Source organism: Acidobacteriaceae bacterium, assembly GCA_035944135.1.
Classification (GTDB): domain Bacteria; phylum Acidobacteriota; class Terriglobia; order Terriglobales; family Acidobacteriaceae; genus Granulicella.
In genome coordinates this window covers 14338-29591 of the sequence record DASZBM010000009.1, presented here as the reverse complement: position 1 = coordinate 29591, position 15254 = coordinate 14338, and the positions used below count along the sequence as shown (strand labels likewise).

At 61.7% G+C, this 15254-nt stretch carries 14 protein-coding genes; 6 read left to right on the top strand and 8 right to left on the bottom strand.

Annotated features, from left to right (window positions below):
* Window positions 1-7: 7 nt before the first annotated feature.
* Genes VGU25_13920 through VGU25_13910 form a run of 3 tightly spaced genes read right to left on the bottom strand, consistent with a single transcriptional unit; the run spans window position 8 to window position 1763 of the window.
* The gene (locus VGU25_13920) at window positions 8-988 is read right to left on the bottom strand and encodes a bifunctional oligoribonuclease/PAP phosphatase NrnA (protein HEV2578300.1); all 981 of its coding nucleotides are present in this window, start codon (window positions 986-988) and stop codon (window positions 8-10) included.
* A 3-nt stretch (window positions 989-991) separates the two neighbouring features.
* Entirely contained in the window at window positions 992-1402 is a 411-nt protein-coding gene (gene rbfA / locus VGU25_13915) for a 30S ribosome-binding factor RbfA (protein HEV2578299.1), read from the bottom strand.
* Between the two features lie 49 nt (window positions 1403-1451).
* Complete coding sequence (locus VGU25_13910; GenBank protein ID HEV2578298.1) at window positions 1452-1763, bottom strand: DUF503 domain-containing protein; 312 nt, start codon at window positions 1761-1763, stop codon at window positions 1452-1454.
* Between the two features lie 90 nt (window positions 1764-1853).
* On the opposite strand from VGU25_13910, the gene VGU25_13905 reads away from it, so the two are divergent.
* Together VGU25_13905 and VGU25_13900 are read left to right on the top strand one after the other, a co-directional pair.
* Window positions 1854-3677, top strand: coding sequence for an amidase family protein (locus VGU25_13905; GenBank protein ID HEV2578297.1), 1824 nt, complete (start codon window positions 1854-1856; stop codon window positions 3675-3677).
* Complete coding sequence (locus VGU25_13900) at window positions 3646-4968, top strand: glycoside hydrolase family 28 protein (GenBank protein HEV2578296.1); 1323 nt, start codon at window positions 3646-3648, stop codon at window positions 4966-4968. The genes VGU25_13905 and VGU25_13900 overlap by 32 nt, the downstream gene beginning before the upstream one ends.
* 5 nt (window positions 4969-4973) lie before the next feature.
* On the opposite strand, the gene VGU25_13895 is transcribed toward VGU25_13900, so the two are convergent.
* The 5 genes from VGU25_13895 to VGU25_13875 form a co-directional block, all read right to left on the bottom strand.
* On the bottom strand, window positions 4974-6257 hold the full coding sequence (locus tag VGU25_13895; GenBank protein ID HEV2578295.1) for a POTRA domain-containing protein: 1284 nt from the start codon (window positions 6255-6257) through the stop codon (window positions 4974-4976).
* A 91-nt stretch (window positions 6258-6348) separates the two neighbouring features.
* The gene (locus VGU25_13890) at window positions 6349-7749 is read right to left on the bottom strand and encodes a POTRA domain-containing protein (GenBank protein HEV2578294.1); all 1401 of its coding nucleotides are present in this window, start codon (window positions 7747-7749) and stop codon (window positions 6349-6351) included.
* 86 nt (window positions 7750-7835) lie between these two features.
* Complete coding sequence (locus VGU25_13885) at window positions 7836-9116, bottom strand: POTRA domain-containing protein (GenBank protein HEV2578293.1); 1281 nt, start codon at window positions 9114-9116, stop codon at window positions 7836-7838.
* A gap of 66 nt (window positions 9117-9182) precedes the next feature.
* Entirely contained in the window at window positions 9183-10172 is a 990-nt protein-coding gene (locus VGU25_13880) for a tagatose 1,6-diphosphate aldolase (GenBank protein ID HEV2578292.1), read from the bottom strand.
* A gap of 97 nt (window positions 10173-10269) precedes the next feature.
* Window positions 10270-11694: a sigma-54 dependent transcriptional regulator gene (locus VGU25_13875; GenBank protein ID HEV2578291.1), complete on the bottom strand. Its 1425-nt coding sequence runs from the start codon at window positions 11692-11694 to the stop codon at window positions 10270-10272.
* Window positions 11695-11817: 123 nt separating this feature from the next.
* Between VGU25_13875 and rph the strand changes: the two genes are divergently transcribed.
* The 4 genes from rph (at window position 11818) to VGU25_13855 (ending at window position 15196) form a co-directional block, all read left to right on the top strand.
* Complete coding sequence (gene rph / locus VGU25_13870; GenBank protein HEV2578290.1) at window positions 11818-12582, top strand: ribonuclease PH; 765 nt, start codon at window positions 11818-11820, stop codon at window positions 12580-12582.
* A 30-nt stretch (window positions 12583-12612) separates the two neighbouring features.
* Window positions 12613-12888 (top strand): UBP-type zinc finger domain-containing protein, encoded by a 276-nt coding sequence (locus VGU25_13865; protein ID HEV2578289.1) that lies wholly within the window; start codon window positions 12613-12615, stop codon window positions 12886-12888.
* A gap of 66 nt (window positions 12889-12954) precedes the next feature.
* Complete coding sequence (locus VGU25_13860) at window positions 12955-13182, top strand: CDGSH iron-sulfur domain-containing protein (GenBank protein ID HEV2578288.1); 228 nt, start codon at window positions 12955-12957, stop codon at window positions 13180-13182.
* Window positions 13183-13273: 91 nt separating this feature from the next.
* Window positions 13274-15196 (top strand): CocE/NonD family hydrolase, encoded by a 1923-nt coding sequence (locus VGU25_13855; GenBank protein HEV2578287.1) that lies wholly within the window; start codon window positions 13274-13276, stop codon window positions 15194-15196.
* Window positions 15197-15254: the final 58 nt, after the last annotated feature.

Below are 15254 nucleotides of genomic sequence, written 5' to 3'. Positions count from 1 at the left end.
GCGTTCCCTAGGCTAACAGAGTGGCGCACGCCGACCGGCAGGCGAGGTGCAGCTCATTGACTAACACGGGGATAGCCTGTGCGAGCGGGCCATCGATGGTGCAGCCGCTGGCGTTGCGGTGACCGCCGCCGCCGAAGCGCTCGGCGATCTCGGCGACGTCGACGGCGCCCTTGCTGCGAAGGTTGAGGCGGAAACGATCGCCGGTCGGGATCTCGCGAAGAAACACGGCGGCACGCACGCCGAGGATGCTGATGAGGTAATTAACGATGCCTTCGCAGTCCTCGACGATGGCGTTGGCGCGCTCCATGTCGTCGAGGGTGACGAAGGTCCAGGCGACCTCGCCGTCGACCTCGAGATTGGAGAGCGCGGCGCCGAGAATGCGGACCTTGCTCTCCGGGTGCGAGAAGTAAATGGATTGCGCGATGGCGGTGGAGTCGGCGCCGCGCTCGAGCAGGTGTTCGGCGAGGCCGAAGGTGGAGGCGTCAGTGCAGGCGAAGGTAAAGGCGCCGGTGTCGGTGAGGATGGCAGAGTAGAGGCAGCTCGCCATCTCCGGCGTGATCTCTTCCCCAGACGCGATCGCGAGCTGATAGACCATGGCGCCGACGGCGCAGGCAGTCGGGTCAATCCAGTTGAAGTCGGCGAAGTTGCGGCCGCTCTGGTGATGGTCGATGTTGACGAGCATGCCGGCTTCGATGGCTTCGAAACCGCTGCGCTCAATGGAGTCGCACTCCAGCAGGATGGCGACGTCGTGAATGTCGATGGGCAGATCGGGAACTATGCGCTCGATGCCGGGCAGACAACGGTACATCGTAGGAATGCGGTCAGCGAACGCGACGGTAACGCGCTTGCCCATGGACTCGATAAGGTGCATGAGGCCGAGCGCGGACCCGATGGCGTCGCCGTCAGGGCGGGCGTGCGATGTGATGAGAAACGTCTCATGGTCGCAGACAATTCGAAGAATTCGGGCAATGGCGTCGGCGCGCATCATGGGTTAGCGATGGCTCTCCTGTGCGGCAGCGGCTACTTTGCGCTGGATCTTTTCGCGATGCTTGCCGACGCGGCCCAGAAGCTCGTCCATCCGGGCGCCAATTTTTTCGGAGCGATCGATGGCGAAGGTGAGCTCAGGGACATGACGGACGGCCATACGCTCACGGATTTGGGTGCGGATGTAGTTGCGCGCTGCCATGAGGCCGGCCAGGGTGTCGTTCTCGGCTTTCTCATCCCCATACACGGCGATGAAGACACGGCAGCTCTTACCACCGGGAGCGAGGACCACCTCAGTGACGTAGCAGGGGGCGATGCGAGGGTCGGACAGCTCGCCTTCAAGCATCGCGGTGATCTCCTCGGTGAAGGTGCTGGCGACGCGGTCACGGTGATATTGTCTGGCTCTCTGCTCGGGCATAAAGGTGACTGTGCAGGATAGCATTCCTGACGCGAAGACGCGACATGGCTCAATCGGGTGACTCGAGGTGCACATCTGAGTCGAGCCAGGACTCTATTATGTCGCATCCCAGACCAACGGCGAGGCGACGGGCGGCGGATTCTACCTCGCGGAGCTGACCGGCGAGGTAGCTGGCAGAGTTGGAGATAGCGGCGATGCCAAGGGTGGCCCGGTTCCAGATCATGGCGTCGTCGAGCTCGGCGATGGAGATGTTGAAGCTGTGGCGGAGTTTTTCCTTGAGCGAGCGGACGACCTGGCGGCGGTCTTTGAGGGACTGCGCGTGTTCGATGGCGAGCTCGAGGGTGAGGGTGGCGAGCGGCATGGAAGTGAGGGTACTGCAGTGAATAGTGAAGAGTGGGTGCTATAACGGGCGGTATTCGCGGTTGATGGGTTGGATGTGTGGAGGAGGCCGATGGGACGTTCGCGGCGGGAGTTTCTTGCGCAGAGTTCGATGGGATTGATTGGTGCCGTAGTAGCAGGTGAAGCGGAGATCGCCGAGGGGCAGGCGTCTGGGAGTCCGCAGACACCGACGACGCCGGGAGCTCCGCCGGCGTTTGGCACGGCGGCTCCGGTGGGGCCGGAGGTGACGCCGGCGACGTTTGCGGAAGCGGAGAAGCTGGTGCAGGTGACGATGTCGCCGGCGCATCGTGCGGAGGTGGCAGGGAACTGGCGGGAGTCGATGGCTGCGGTTTACGAGCGCAGGACCGGGCCGCGGAAGGTGGCGATTGAGTATGGGGATGCGCCGGCGACGGTGTGGAATCCGCGATTGACTCTGATGGAGCCGGAGCCCGCTGCGGATGAAAAGCGTGTGCGAACGGAACTCGGCGTCGGGTACGTGCCACTCTCTGGAAGCGAGCAAGACATTGCATTTGCCTCTGTAAGGCAACTTGCGGCGATGATCGCAGGCAAGATGATTACGTCGGAACGACTGACGAAGATTTACCTGGAGCGGCTGAAGCGCTTCAATCCAAAGCTGAACTGCGTGATTACGTTGTGCGAGGAGCACGCGCTCGAGCAGGCACGCGCGGCGGACAAAGAGATTGCAGCAGGCAAATATCGTGGGCCTTTGCATGGGATTCCATGGGGGGCGAAGGATTTGCTGGATACAGCGGGGATTCGGACGACGTGGGGAGCGGAGTTTTATCGCGACCGCGTGCCGACGAAGGACGCGACGGTTACGCAGCGCTTGAATGAGGCTGGCGCGGTCTTGGTGGCGAAGTTGAGTCTGGGTGCGCTGGCGTTAAATGATGTGTGGTTCGGCGGGCAGACGAAGAATCCCTGGCTGCTGGAGGAGGGATCGTCTGGGTCGAGCGCGGGACCGGGTGCGGCGGTGGCGGCGGGACTGGTGGGCTTTGCGATTGGGAGCGAGACGCAGGGATCGATTATTTCGCCGAGCATGCGCTGCGGTGTGACCGGATTGCGGCCGACGTTCGGACGCGTGCCGCGGACGGGTGCAATGACGTTGAGCTGGACGTGCGACAAGCTGGGGCCGATGGCGCGCAGCGTCGAGGACACGCGGATGGTGCTGAACGTGATCTCGGGATTTGATCCGAGCGACACGGGGAGTGTGGCCTCGCAGCCGATTGGCGGGGGCGCAGACGTGAAGTCGCTGCGTGTGGGGTACATCGAGAGCTGGATGCATGAGGCGCCGGCGACGGATGTGGATCGGCATGCGCTGGAGGTGGTGAAGCAGCTGGGGATGACGGCGGTTCCGGTGACGCTGCCGAACTGGGCGTATGACTCGCTGAACATCATCCTGTTTGCGGAGGCTGCGGCGGCGTTCGAGAAGATCACGCTGGATGGCGAGGTCGATCAGTTGAAGATGCAGGTGCCAGACGCGTGGCCGAATACTTTCCGGCAGTCGCGCTTTTTGAGTGCGGTTGACTTTGTGCAGGCGGACCGGCTGCGGAGAAAGGTTGCGCTGGAGATCGCGAGAGTGTTCAAGGATGTTGATCTGTTGCTGGTGCCGAGCTTGCGTGATGAGCAGCTGGTTATCTTCAACTTTACGGGGCACCCGTCGCTGACGTTGCGTGCGGGATTTGTAGAGGTGAGCGAGGCGCGGAGCGACTGGGCTCCGGACCCGAAGCATCCGCTGCCGAAGTTCAATCCGCCGCGCAGAGTGCCGCATGGCGTGACGCTGGTTGGAAGACTGTTCGACGAAGGGACGCTGTGCGCGGCCGGTGTCGCGCTGGAGAAGGCGTTCAATGTTGCACAGGAGCGGCCGGCCGGGTTCTGACAAGATGGAAGTGGCGCGTCGAAAGGTCGCGCGCGTCGATGAGGTGAGCGTGAAGACGATTCTGTTTGTGGGTGCGGCACTGTTGTTGCCGGTGGGTGTGGCTTCGGCGCAGAGCGGCAAGGTATGCGCGGTCCAGCAGTATGGCGCGAAGGGGGATGGGTCGACTCTGGACACGGCGGCGATTCAGAAGGCGATTGATGATTGTGCGGCGAGCGGCGGTGGTGTGGTGCGGCTGGCGGGTGCGGCGAATTTTGTGAGCGCGCCGCTGGTGCTGAAGAGCCATATCACGCTGGAGATTGCTGCAGGGACGACGCTCGAGGGGAGTACGAATCACGATGACTATCTCGAGATTGAGCAGTTTCATGACAAGGGCCGGCAGAGTCTCTTGAGCGCGATGAATGCCGAGGACATCACGATTCGCGGCGGCGGGGTGATTGATGGACGGGGCGAAAGCTGGTGGGTGAATCCGCACCAGACGCGGCCGCGGCTGATTGTGTTCGATCACTGCAAGCATGTGGTCATGGAGAATGTGACGGTCGAGAACTCGCCGATGTGGCAGATCGTGCCGTACTACTCGGATGATCTGACGTTTCGGAACATGAAGGTTCTGGCGCCGCTGCCAGCTGGGCACAACACGGACGGGATCGATCCGTTCAGCTCCGGGAACATCCTGATCGATCATGTGACGATCGACACGGGTGATGACAACGTGGCGATCAAGAGTGGACAGCCCGGTTCTCCGGGGCCGGATGCGCCGTCGCATGACATCACGATCCGGGATTGCGTGTTTTTGAAGGGCCACGGGATGAGCGTCGGCAGTGAGGTCGCAGGCGGCGTGCAGCATGTGCATGTAGAGCGCGTGCAGTTCAAAGGGACGACGCAGGGTATCCGGCTGAAGAGCGGGCGCGATCGCGGCGGTGACTTGAGCGATTTCAGCTACAAGGACATCACGATGGAGGGCGTAGGGACTGCGATTCAGATCACGGACTACTACGGTGGCGATCGTGCGGGTGCTGTTACCGCCACGACGATGCCGGTCACGAGACTGACGGCGCGCTTTGATGGCATTCACATTGAGAACTTGAAGGTGACCGGAGCGAAGGTGGCGATGGACGTCGAGGGGCTGCCAGAGGCACCGATCAAAAATCTAGTGTTGGACAACGTGCAGATCCAGGCAGCGAAGGCCGGCAAGATCTTTTACGCGCAGGTGCAGAGCCGGGGGCTGAAGATCATGTCCGCCGACGGAGAGCCGCTTACGGTTGGCACGGGTGTGACAGGAAGCCTGAAGTAGCGGGGCTACTCGCCGCCGCCTGTTCGGATGAAGTTGATGGTCAGGTCAACTAGGTGCGTCTGTGAGTCGGCTGCAGCCTGAAAGCTGGCGGTGTATCCGGCGAGGCTGCGCAGGGCGGTGTTGTTGGTCAGAAAGGTTGCTGTGTAGAGCGGATCATAGGCGGCTCCGGGCTTTAGGAGCCAGCCGAAGTCGAAGTCCTTTTGGGCGGCCGCGGAGAGGTTCAGCGGCGTGATGGACTTGACGTGGTAGATCTCGCCGGGCGTGATCGCGAGCGAGTAGCTGACGGTGTGGGCGGATGCGTCCTTCTGTGGGTGCGCGTCGACAAATGCGTCGAGATAGCCGAGGTGAAGATAGGCGTTGAGGATTGCCTGCTCGGTTTCGAGCAGAGACTTTTGCGAGGCGAGATCTCCGGAGTGCAGCTTCGCATCGTGGGTGAACGCGTCCTGGGCATAGATGGAAGTGGGCTGCCACGTGATGGAGTTCACACGAAAGATATCGCCGGGCACGATGGTTGCTGAGTAACGTACGGCGTAACCAGAGGAGGCGGGTTCAAGGGTGGCGCTGACGTTGGTGAGTTCCGCGTCAATGTAGCCGGCGTCGTGCAGCGGAGCAAGAATCTGGTCGGCTACGGTGCGATCGTTGAAGCGTGAACCGCTGAGGTGCTGCGCGATCCGCTGCATTGCGGGAGCGAAGGGGGCAGGCGTGCCGCGCAGCGAAAGGGAAACCAGGCGCACGGCGGGGTCGTCCAGGTGGAACTCCCAGGCGAGCTGCGGGTGAAGATTTGTGGCCGGGATGGAGGCGTTCGAAACGGTAGCGTGGATGCCTTTTTCGGCGAGCATGGCGGTGAGCGCGGCGTTGACGCTATCAGGAAGATTGCCGGCCGGCGGGATGCCGCCGCGATAGAACGGGACGCGCTGCCGGATAGCCGCGTCGAGCTCAGAGGTCGTCCACCACGGGAAGTTTGCGAAAGTGGCGGCGGTGAGGGAACTAACCGGGAGCGGCTTGAGCGTGATGACCACAGTGCGTGCCATGCCGGTGCCGGTGAGCTCGATGCTCGCGTCGGCGAAGACGCCGGTGTCGAGCAGATGTTGTGCGGCGTTGCCGAGGCTGTCGTGGGACATCATCTGGCGGGGCTGCAGGCCAGAGACCTCGAGGACTTCGGTTTCGGTGTACGGAGCGACGCCGTGGATTTCAATCTTCTGGATTGAGTATTGCGCGAGCGCGGCGGTTGAGAGGGTGAAGGCGAGGAACGTGACGAAGGAAACGAGACGCAGATTGCTTGTGCGCATGGGCCTATGGGTATTGAGTCGTTGGAGTTGACGGCACAATCATACTCGCTGGATCGCCAGCGCTGGAGGGACCGGAAGTTTGAAGTAGAGGCTATGGCCTGGGGTGCCGTGGTGGTTGTGGAATCGGGATGGGGGGCGATGGCAGCTCGGGTGAAGGCACGGAAGACGGAATTGGAGTGCCAGGATCCGCCGGTTCAGTGGATACTCCTGGAAGTTTGCGGAGTTTGAGGAAGATCACGACGGTGTGGGCTACCGGATCAGATCTCGCGCCGACGAAGACACCGTAGCGAGTGTGCAGCTTTTCGAGCGCTTCGCGAAGATTACTTTGGAATTTCTTGTCCACGAGTGCACCGGGGGTCGCATGCCAGAACGCGGCAAGCTCCTGCTGGAGGTCCGTGGGCAGATCGGACATGTCGATTGAGGCGAGGTGGAACTGGGCGCCTGGTGAGAAGGTGAAGCTGTACGCGACGGTCGCATTCGAGACGTTTTTCTCGAGGTTGGCGGACGCCTGCGCGCGGAGGTAGCCGTAATCACCATAGACGCGGGCAAGCTCGGTGAGGGCCGTGCGAATGCTCGATGAGGAAGCGGGGTCGCCAGTCTTGAAGGGAATGACATCGCGGAGCTCGGGCTCTGTTGCCGGAGGCTCGGCATGGATGGCGATGCTTCCGACGCGATACAGATTGCCCGGATGCAACGTCACCTTAAGATCGACGACGTATCCTCCGAGATCTTTCCGTGGCGCGGCCAGTGTCGGCGGGTCGATGGTGCTGTCGAGATAGCCTGCGTCCGCGAAGAACTCATGAACGTTGTCGTGGATGCTTGTGTTTACCTCGCGAAGGTCGAAGTTGCGGTCCGTAAGCTGGCGGCTAAACGTCGTGAGGTCGTCCGCGACGGCGGCAACGGCGCCATCAAAATGTATCTGGCCGACGAGTATCTCCGGTGAGGTAATGGAAAGCGCGACGGCGTCCATAGGTCCGTTGAGGGTGCTGGAGGAGGGTGTCGCGGTGATGCGTGCGTCCGGAACGCCCTTTTCATTGAGCAGCGCGACGAGTGCGTCTTCGATCTCCCCGGTCTGGTTGCCCTGCAGGGGAAGCGTCCCGTGGAACAGCGGAACGCGTCGTTGGAGTATGGCGAGGAGGTCCTCCGGCTGCCACCATACGAAGTTGGTGAAGCGAATGGGAAGCGGCTCGCCACCAGGGACGGGCGTCAGTCGGATGGTCAGCGCGGTCTTGTTGACGGTGTAGGTGAGATTGCTGAAGTCGCCACTGTCACCGAGCTTCTGAAGCGCAGCTTCGATGTCGGGCTTAGTGAGGGGCACACCCTCCTGCAGGCCGGTGATGCGGAGCAGTTCGCCGACGTCGAGATGCTGCTTCGGGTCGGTGGACTCGAACTGAATGGATTTGGGGTTGTAGGTTTGGGCACGTACCGGCAGCGCGGAGGTTCCGGAGAGAAGCAGGACGGCGATGGAGAGACAACACGCAGCCCGACGCATGGTTACCTGCCAGGGAGTGTACTGTGACCCGGCGGGACGACAAATAAATTGTATTGCGGATCGCAGTCAGCGCCGCGAATTTGCGGTTATGAGTGCGGTGTTTCCCGGGCGTGGATGGTTATCTTGCCGGTGTGGTTGGTGGTGTCCAGCGCATCCTGCTCGGTGACATGGAGGGACGACGGGAGCCCGTGGAGAGCGTTGAAAAGTCCCATTCGAAGCGATTGATCCATGAGGGTGCCGGGAGCAGGATGCCATGCTCTCGCCAACTCGGATTGCGCGGCGGGCGGAAGCGCGCTCGTGTCCACCGAAGCGAGGCGGAACTGCCCGCCGGGGACGATGGTGAACGTGCAGGCGACGGTGTGGGTCGAGGGATCTTTATGCAAGTCGGCATGCGCCTCGGCCGTTAGATAGGCGCGCTCCCTGTAAGGCTGAGCCAGATAGCTTTCAGCGAGCCGGAGATCCACGGCGGAAGCGACGCCGCCAACCTTTACGTTGAGTGCCTTGGTCAGATCGGCGGTGCTCATAGGGGGCGCGGCCTGGAGATTGATGCTCCCGATGCGATAGATCTCACCGGGATGAAAGGTGACCTCCTCGTCGATTACATAGTGGTCGAGCTCCTTACGTGGAGGAGCGAAGACGGGAGGGTCGTTGGAGATGTCGAGATATCCGGCGTCTTCGAAGATCTCGGCGGAGGTTTGGCGGACGGTTTCGGATGTGGTCAGGCGGTCGAAATCTTGCCCGGCGAGCTTGCGGCTGAAGGACGTCAATTTTGGCTGGAGAGCCGGAATCGCGCCGTTGAACCGGGTGTCGCCGACGAGCACTTGCGGCGATGTGATGGAAAGGGCGACTGAATCGATTGGACCGCCAACGCGGCTGGTGGAGAGCCCGGAGGTGACCTTCGCGTCGGGGATTCCTTTCTCGCTGAGAAGGTCGACGAGCGCGGCCTGAACCTGGTCGGTGAGACTGCCGGTCAGCGGAAGATTGCCGTGGAAGAGCGGCACGCGCGCTTCGAGAAGCTGCAGGAGTTCGTCTGGCTGCCACCAGACGAGGTTGACGAAGCGCACGGGAAGGGCCTGACCGCCGGCAGCCGAGGTGAGCTTTATGGTGAGAGCTGCGTCGTTCACAACGTAGCTGAGCCCGGTGAAGGCGCCGGTATCGGCCAGCTTCTGCATCCCGGCTTCAATCTCGGCCTTGGTGATCGGTACGCCTTCATGCCAGCCACTCAGGCTCAGCAGTTCGGCGGAATCGAGCCCTGGCGAGCCCTCAAAGTGAATGGCCTTCGGTGTGTACGTCTGGGCTGCAGCTGGCGACAGCGCGCACAAGCACAGCGCGGCAAGAACGAGAAGAAGACGCAAGTCCCGGGTCATGATGGATGCAGCGAGTCTACGATGACCCGCTGCATCCGCCAATAACAAAAATGGTGGGATCGAGCGTTAGGCGTTCTCGACCTTGCTCTTCCACGGGGTTGCACCCTGGAGCGCGCGGTTGACGTTGTCGATGTTCTCAACGCCGGTGGTGTTCAGCCAGTCGCGGAAGGCCTGCTCGCCCTTGGTGGCGTAGATGGGGATGCCATCCTTCCAGGTAGCGCGGCCGCAGAGCACGCCGTTGTAAGCGACGCCCGATTCGTTGCACAGCTCGAGAGTCTCGATGAATACGGGGTTGGAGACGCCGGCGGAGAGATAGATGAACGGGAGGTTGGTGACGGCGGCCGCGTCGCGGAAGTGCTGCATGGCCTCGGCACGAGTGTAGGCGCTCTGGCCCTTGTTGGCCTTTGAGCCGCCGACGAACTCCATCACGATGGGCACTTCAACCTTGAGGACGTCGATGCCGTACTTCGGGTTGGAGAACTCCTTCATGGAGCCTGCAACGATGGACGGCTTCTTGCGGGCGTACTCAACGCTCTTTTCATCGCCGCCATCGGCGTCGTAACCGACGAACTCGCAGAAAAATGGGATGTCAAAGGCGCGGCACTCGGCGCCGATGCGCTCAATGAACGCGTGCTTGACATCGTTGATCGCGGGGGGATCGAAGGGAGTGTAGTAGAGCAGGATTTTGATGCAGTCGGCGCCGGCTTCCTTCAGGCGGCCAACGCTCCAGTGGTCGAGCAGATCGGGGAGCCGCCCGGGAGTGGCGGCGTCATAGCCGGTCTTCTCGTAGGCGAGTAGCAGGCCCTTGCCGTGACGATGCTTGCTGGCGGGCAGGCCGAACTCGGGGTCGAGAAGAATCGCGGAGGCGCGCTGGGTGAGGACGTCCGTGACGAGCGTCTTGAAGACCTCGAGGTCATGGGCGTCTGCCTGGGCGCCGCGTGCCTGGCCGAGCGATTTCTGCAGCGACCCACGCTGATCCATGGCCGCTGCGGCGATGACGCCGCGCGAGTCAGATACTGCGTTGAGGCCGGCGAGCTTTCCTGGTGTGAGCTTCATCGAATCGTTTCTCCCTGTTCAAATGCGCTGGATGCGACGCTTTGGTGTAGAGAGCGATTGTACCGAACTCGATGAAGCACTGGCGCGGGTATGGATGTCAGACGTCGGAATCGGTGAGCTCGTATTCCTTGAGCTTGCGATAAAGCGTGGTCTTTCCGATGCCGAGCAGCTTCGCCGCCATCAGCTTGTCACCGTTCAACTGACGCAGCGTGGTGAGGATGGCCTGCTTCTCCATATCGGCAATCGAGCGAACCTCGATGGTGAGCAAGTTCTCCGGGGCTGCGATGGCTTGTGGCTGGCGGTGGTCGCGTTCGATGCGGGCGTTCTGGAGCTGAGTGGGCAGATCGCCAAGGTGCAGAACTGGACCACTGGAGAGCGCGAAGGCACGTTCGAGCGCATGCTGGAGCTCGCGAACATTGCCCGGCCAATCGTAGTCGACAAGAAGCCGCAGAGCGTCCTGCGCGATGGTGTGGTAGTCCTCGCTCTCAATATGCAGTCGCTCGAGAATGCTGGCGGCGAGCAGCGGAATGTCTTCCTTGCGCTCGCGAAGGGCCGGCAGGCGCAGGTTGACGACGTTGAGGCGATAGAAGAGATCATTGCGGAAGCGCCCGGTTGCGACCAAGCGTGTGAGGTCGCGCGTTGTGGAAGCCAGCAGACGGCCGGCGAGCGGTACGGAGTCGGTGCCGTCGTGGGTGGAAATCTGGCGGGTTTCGAGCGCGCGCACCAGGCGGGCCTGGAGATCCAGCGGCAACTCGGAGACCTCGTCGAGAAAGATGGTACCGGCACGGCCGAGCAATGGCGGCTCGCCTGCAGAGCCAAAGAGCTGTGCGTCCATAACCGCGGGCGTGAGGACAGTGCATTCAAGGGTGGTAAAAGGCTCTGCGGCGCGAGGACCGTTCAGGTGAATCGCCTGCGCGACGACGCTCTTGCCTGTGCCTGACTCGCCCACGATGAGGACCGGATGCGTGGTGAATGCGACCTTGGAGAGGATGCGATAGAGCTTTTCCATGCCGGGAGAGCGGCCGGTGAGCCGGCCCTCACCTTCTCCTGTACGTAGACGCTCGCGTAACTCTCGGGACTCCACGTCGAAGATGCGTCGCTCGGCCGCGCGCTCCAGCGTTAAGGCGAGGTCGTCGACAGTGAAGGGCTTGGAGAGATAGTCGCCGGCACCGGTTCGAAGCGCCTCAACCGCAGAGTCGACTGTGGGGTAGGCGGTCATGATGATGACGATCGCGGAGGGGTGCTTCGCGCGAATGTCGTCCAGCAGCGAAAGGCCCTCGCCGCCGGGAAGGCGGACATCAAGCAGCACAACATCCACAGGCTGGGGAAGAACCGCGCGCGCAGACGGTATCGAATCCGCGAAGGATGCAGCAAACCCCATCTGCTTTCCGATCTCGAGACAGAAGTCCCGGAGCACAGGGTCGTCCTCGATGACCAGCAGCGAGAGAGGATGGGTGGCGCAGCTCCTGGTGACGGGCGAATCAGACGGTACGACAACATTGCTCTGCGAAGGGGCCGACATTACTGCTCCGATCTTTCAGACGCGGGCCGGGGCAGGCCCGCAGTCACGTTGCACGATAGCGCAACGTTGAGCTGCGAACAATCCACTAACGTGGGAGTAGAACTGCCGCCAGACACGTGCTGCATGCGCAGCGGCTACAATCACCGGATGGCGAATGGGGAAGAGATCTTCCGGAGTGGAGGACGAGGAGCAACACAGGCTCGCGAACTGCGGCTGACTGCGGGTTTTGTCGCAACGGCGGAGGGGTCGGTACTGATTGAGGTGGGCCACACGCGGGTTCTGTGCAATGCGACGGTGCAGGAGGGCGTGCCCGGATGGATGCGGAACTCGGGGCGTGGATGGGTGACCGCGGAGTACGCGATGCTGCCCCGGGCGACGCTGACACGCACGCCGCGCGAGAGCGAGCGCGGCAAGATTGGCGGCCGCACACATGAAATTCAACGACTCATCGGGCGAAGTCTGCGCAGCGTGGTGGACACGAAGCTGCTGGGCGAACGGACCGTCATCCTGGACTGCGATGTCCTGCAGGCGGACGGCGGCACTCGGACGGCGGCCATCACGGGCGCGTGCGCGGCGCTGGCGATTGCATTGGGCAAGCTGCTCGCGGCGGGGACGCTGAAGCAGTCGCCGTTACGGGAGATGGTTGCGGCGACGAGCGTAGGAATTGTGGACGGGCGCGTGCTGCTGGATCTCGCGTACGAAGAGGATGCGCGCGCCGAGGTGGACATGAATGTAGTAATGACGGCGTCCGGTGGGCTCGTGGAGACGCAGGCGACGGCTGAGCGAGGGACCTATACGCGCGCGCAGATGGACGAGATGCTGGATGTCGCCGAGCGGGGAATTCGCGAGTTGTTGATTGCGCAAAAGGGATGCCTGACGACGGGCTAAGTTCATTTTCAAAATAGAGGAGAACGAGCGATGGCGTGTCATCACTTCGATCACCTGAACCTGCGGGACGTGCCGAGTGCCTCAGCCAGTTACGCGAAGGGCTGCGAGGAATGCATCAAAATGGGCGACACGTGGGTGCATCTGCGTGAATGCCTCGTGTGCGGGAACGTGGGCTGCTGCGATTCCTCGAAGAACAAACATGCGACGAAGCATTTTCATGCGACGAAGCATCCCATAATGCGCTCGGTAGAGCCCGCCGAGCGTTGGGGATGGTGCTATGTGGATGATGCGATGGTAAGTCTGTAAGTAAGTTGCAGCGCCCGCGGTTGAAGCATGTGCCCACTGCTATCCTTGCCAGATAAGGAGCAACAAATGGCAGATGACGCAGTGCGCATTACAGTTCGGCCAAACGGGCCACTTCGGGTGGAGGGACACATCCTTCTTCAGGACGCAGACGGTAAAGAGTGGGATCTGACAGGAAAGCCGGCGGTGAGCCTCTGCCGGTGCGGGATGAGTGAGAAGCGGCCTTTCTGCGACGGCTCGCACGCACGGAATAACTGGCAGTGCATGGCGACTCCTGGGAATCTGACGGGACAGTAATAGAGAGTGGTTAGTTGTTAGTGGTTAGTAGTTAGTGAAAACTGACTGCGAACGACTGACTGCTAACCACTAGCTACTTGGAGGCTTCTCGATGCTCAAACTCTTCGGCTGTTCGATCGTGCTGTGTGCGACGGTCGTTGTGGCGCAGACGAATCCGCCTGCGGCAAGCACATCAACCGCGCAGACTCAGCAGGCACGAGCGCAGCGCAGGGCGGAACTGCTGAAGGACTATCACGGACCGAAGTACGTGCGCTCGGAGGTTATGATTCCGGTCCGTGACGGCGTTGAGTTGCACACGGTCATTCTTCGTCCTGAGGGAAGTGACACGAGCGGACCGCCGCTGCCGTTCCTGATGACCCGCACGCCGTATGGTGTGGCAGGCAATTCGCCTGACACGCCGGCAGTCTCTAAGCCTGAGCTCGCGACCAGCGGCTACATCTTCGTCTACCAGGACATCCGCGGGCGCTATAGCTCGGGCGGCCAGTTCGTGATGAACCACCCGATCGTCGCGCATAACTCGAAGACTGACGTCGACGAGACGACGGACACGCGCGACACCATTGATTGGCTGCTGAAGAATGTGCCCAACAACTCGGGCAAGGTCGGTGTGCTCGGTGTCAGCTATCCGGGATTCCTCGCGATGATGGCCGGCATCGACGCACATCCGGCGGTGAAGGCCATCAGTCCGCAGGCTCCGATGACCAACATCTGGAAGGGTGATGACTTCTTCCACAACGGAGCGTTCCGCGAGACGTACGGCTTCGATTACGTGCAGCAGCTTGAGGCGCAGAAGACCGATGTTCCGCAAAGCTCGAAGGAGGACCAGTACAACTTGTTCCTCGAGCATGTGAATTTTGCAGGTGCGGCGGCAGCGGCCGGGATGAGCAATCTGCCGACGGCAAAGGTGTTTCTCTCCGAGCCAAGCTACGTGAAGTTCTGGCAGGACATGGCCGTCGAGCCGCATCTTGGCAGGCCGGAGGTTCCGACGCTCGAGGTGGGCGGCTACTGGGACCAGGAGGACATGTGGGGGACGCAGGCGGAGTACGCCGCGCTTCGCCCGCACGAGGACGCCAATGACCCGCTGCACCGCGTCTATCTTGTGCTCGGCCCGTGGAACCATGGCGGATGGTCGTTTGGCCCCGGTACAGAGTTGATGAGCAAGTACGGCGGGATCAGCTTTGGCGGCGAGAAGACCGGAGCCTACTACCGGGCGACCTTTGAGGCGCCGTTTTTCGAGTTTTATCTGAAGGACAAACCCGGATTTGATCTGAAAGATACAGCTAGCTTCCGCACGGGAGAGAACCGGTGGCATCGTTATGACGTCTGGCCGCCGAAGCAGGGGTTTCATACGACGAACGTGTATCTCGAGCCGGGTGAAAAGCTGAGCGTGGCGGCGCCGAAGGGCAAGGATGAGTTTGGCGCGACGTACATTGCCGACCCGGCGAACCCGATTCCGTATCGCCACCGGCCGATTCAATCCACCTACGGGCAGGGTTCGCTGTGGCGGCAGTGGCTTGTAGAGGACCAGCAGTTCGTATCCGGCCGCAAGGACCTGGCGAATTTTGAGACGCCAGTGCTGGCGAACGATGTGACCGTGACCGGTGATGTGAAAGCCGACCTGTTCGCTGCCACCACGGGGTCCGACACTGACTGGGTCGCCAAGCTCATCGACGTTTATCCGGATGGTTACGAGCTGATGGTCGCGGAGGAGATTCTCCGTGGGCGCTATCGCAACGGCTTCACAGAGCCGCAGCCGGTGAAACCCGGCGAGGTCGCGGAGTACAAGTGGAGTCTTCACGGGGCGGACCACACGTTTCTTAAGGGTCACCGCATGATGGTCGAGGTGCAGTCGAGCTGGTTCCCGCTCTACGACCGCAATCCGCAGACGTGGGTTCCGAACATCATGGACGCGCCGGAGTCTGCCTACAAGCCCGAGACTCTGACGATTTATGCATCGCCGAAGTTCCCTTCGCATGTGGAGCTTCCAGTGACCGATGGGTCAATCCTGCCATAGATTTGGGTTCCCAACGTCGTTTTGCGATACTAGTTTTGGCAAGATCGAATTCTTGCTC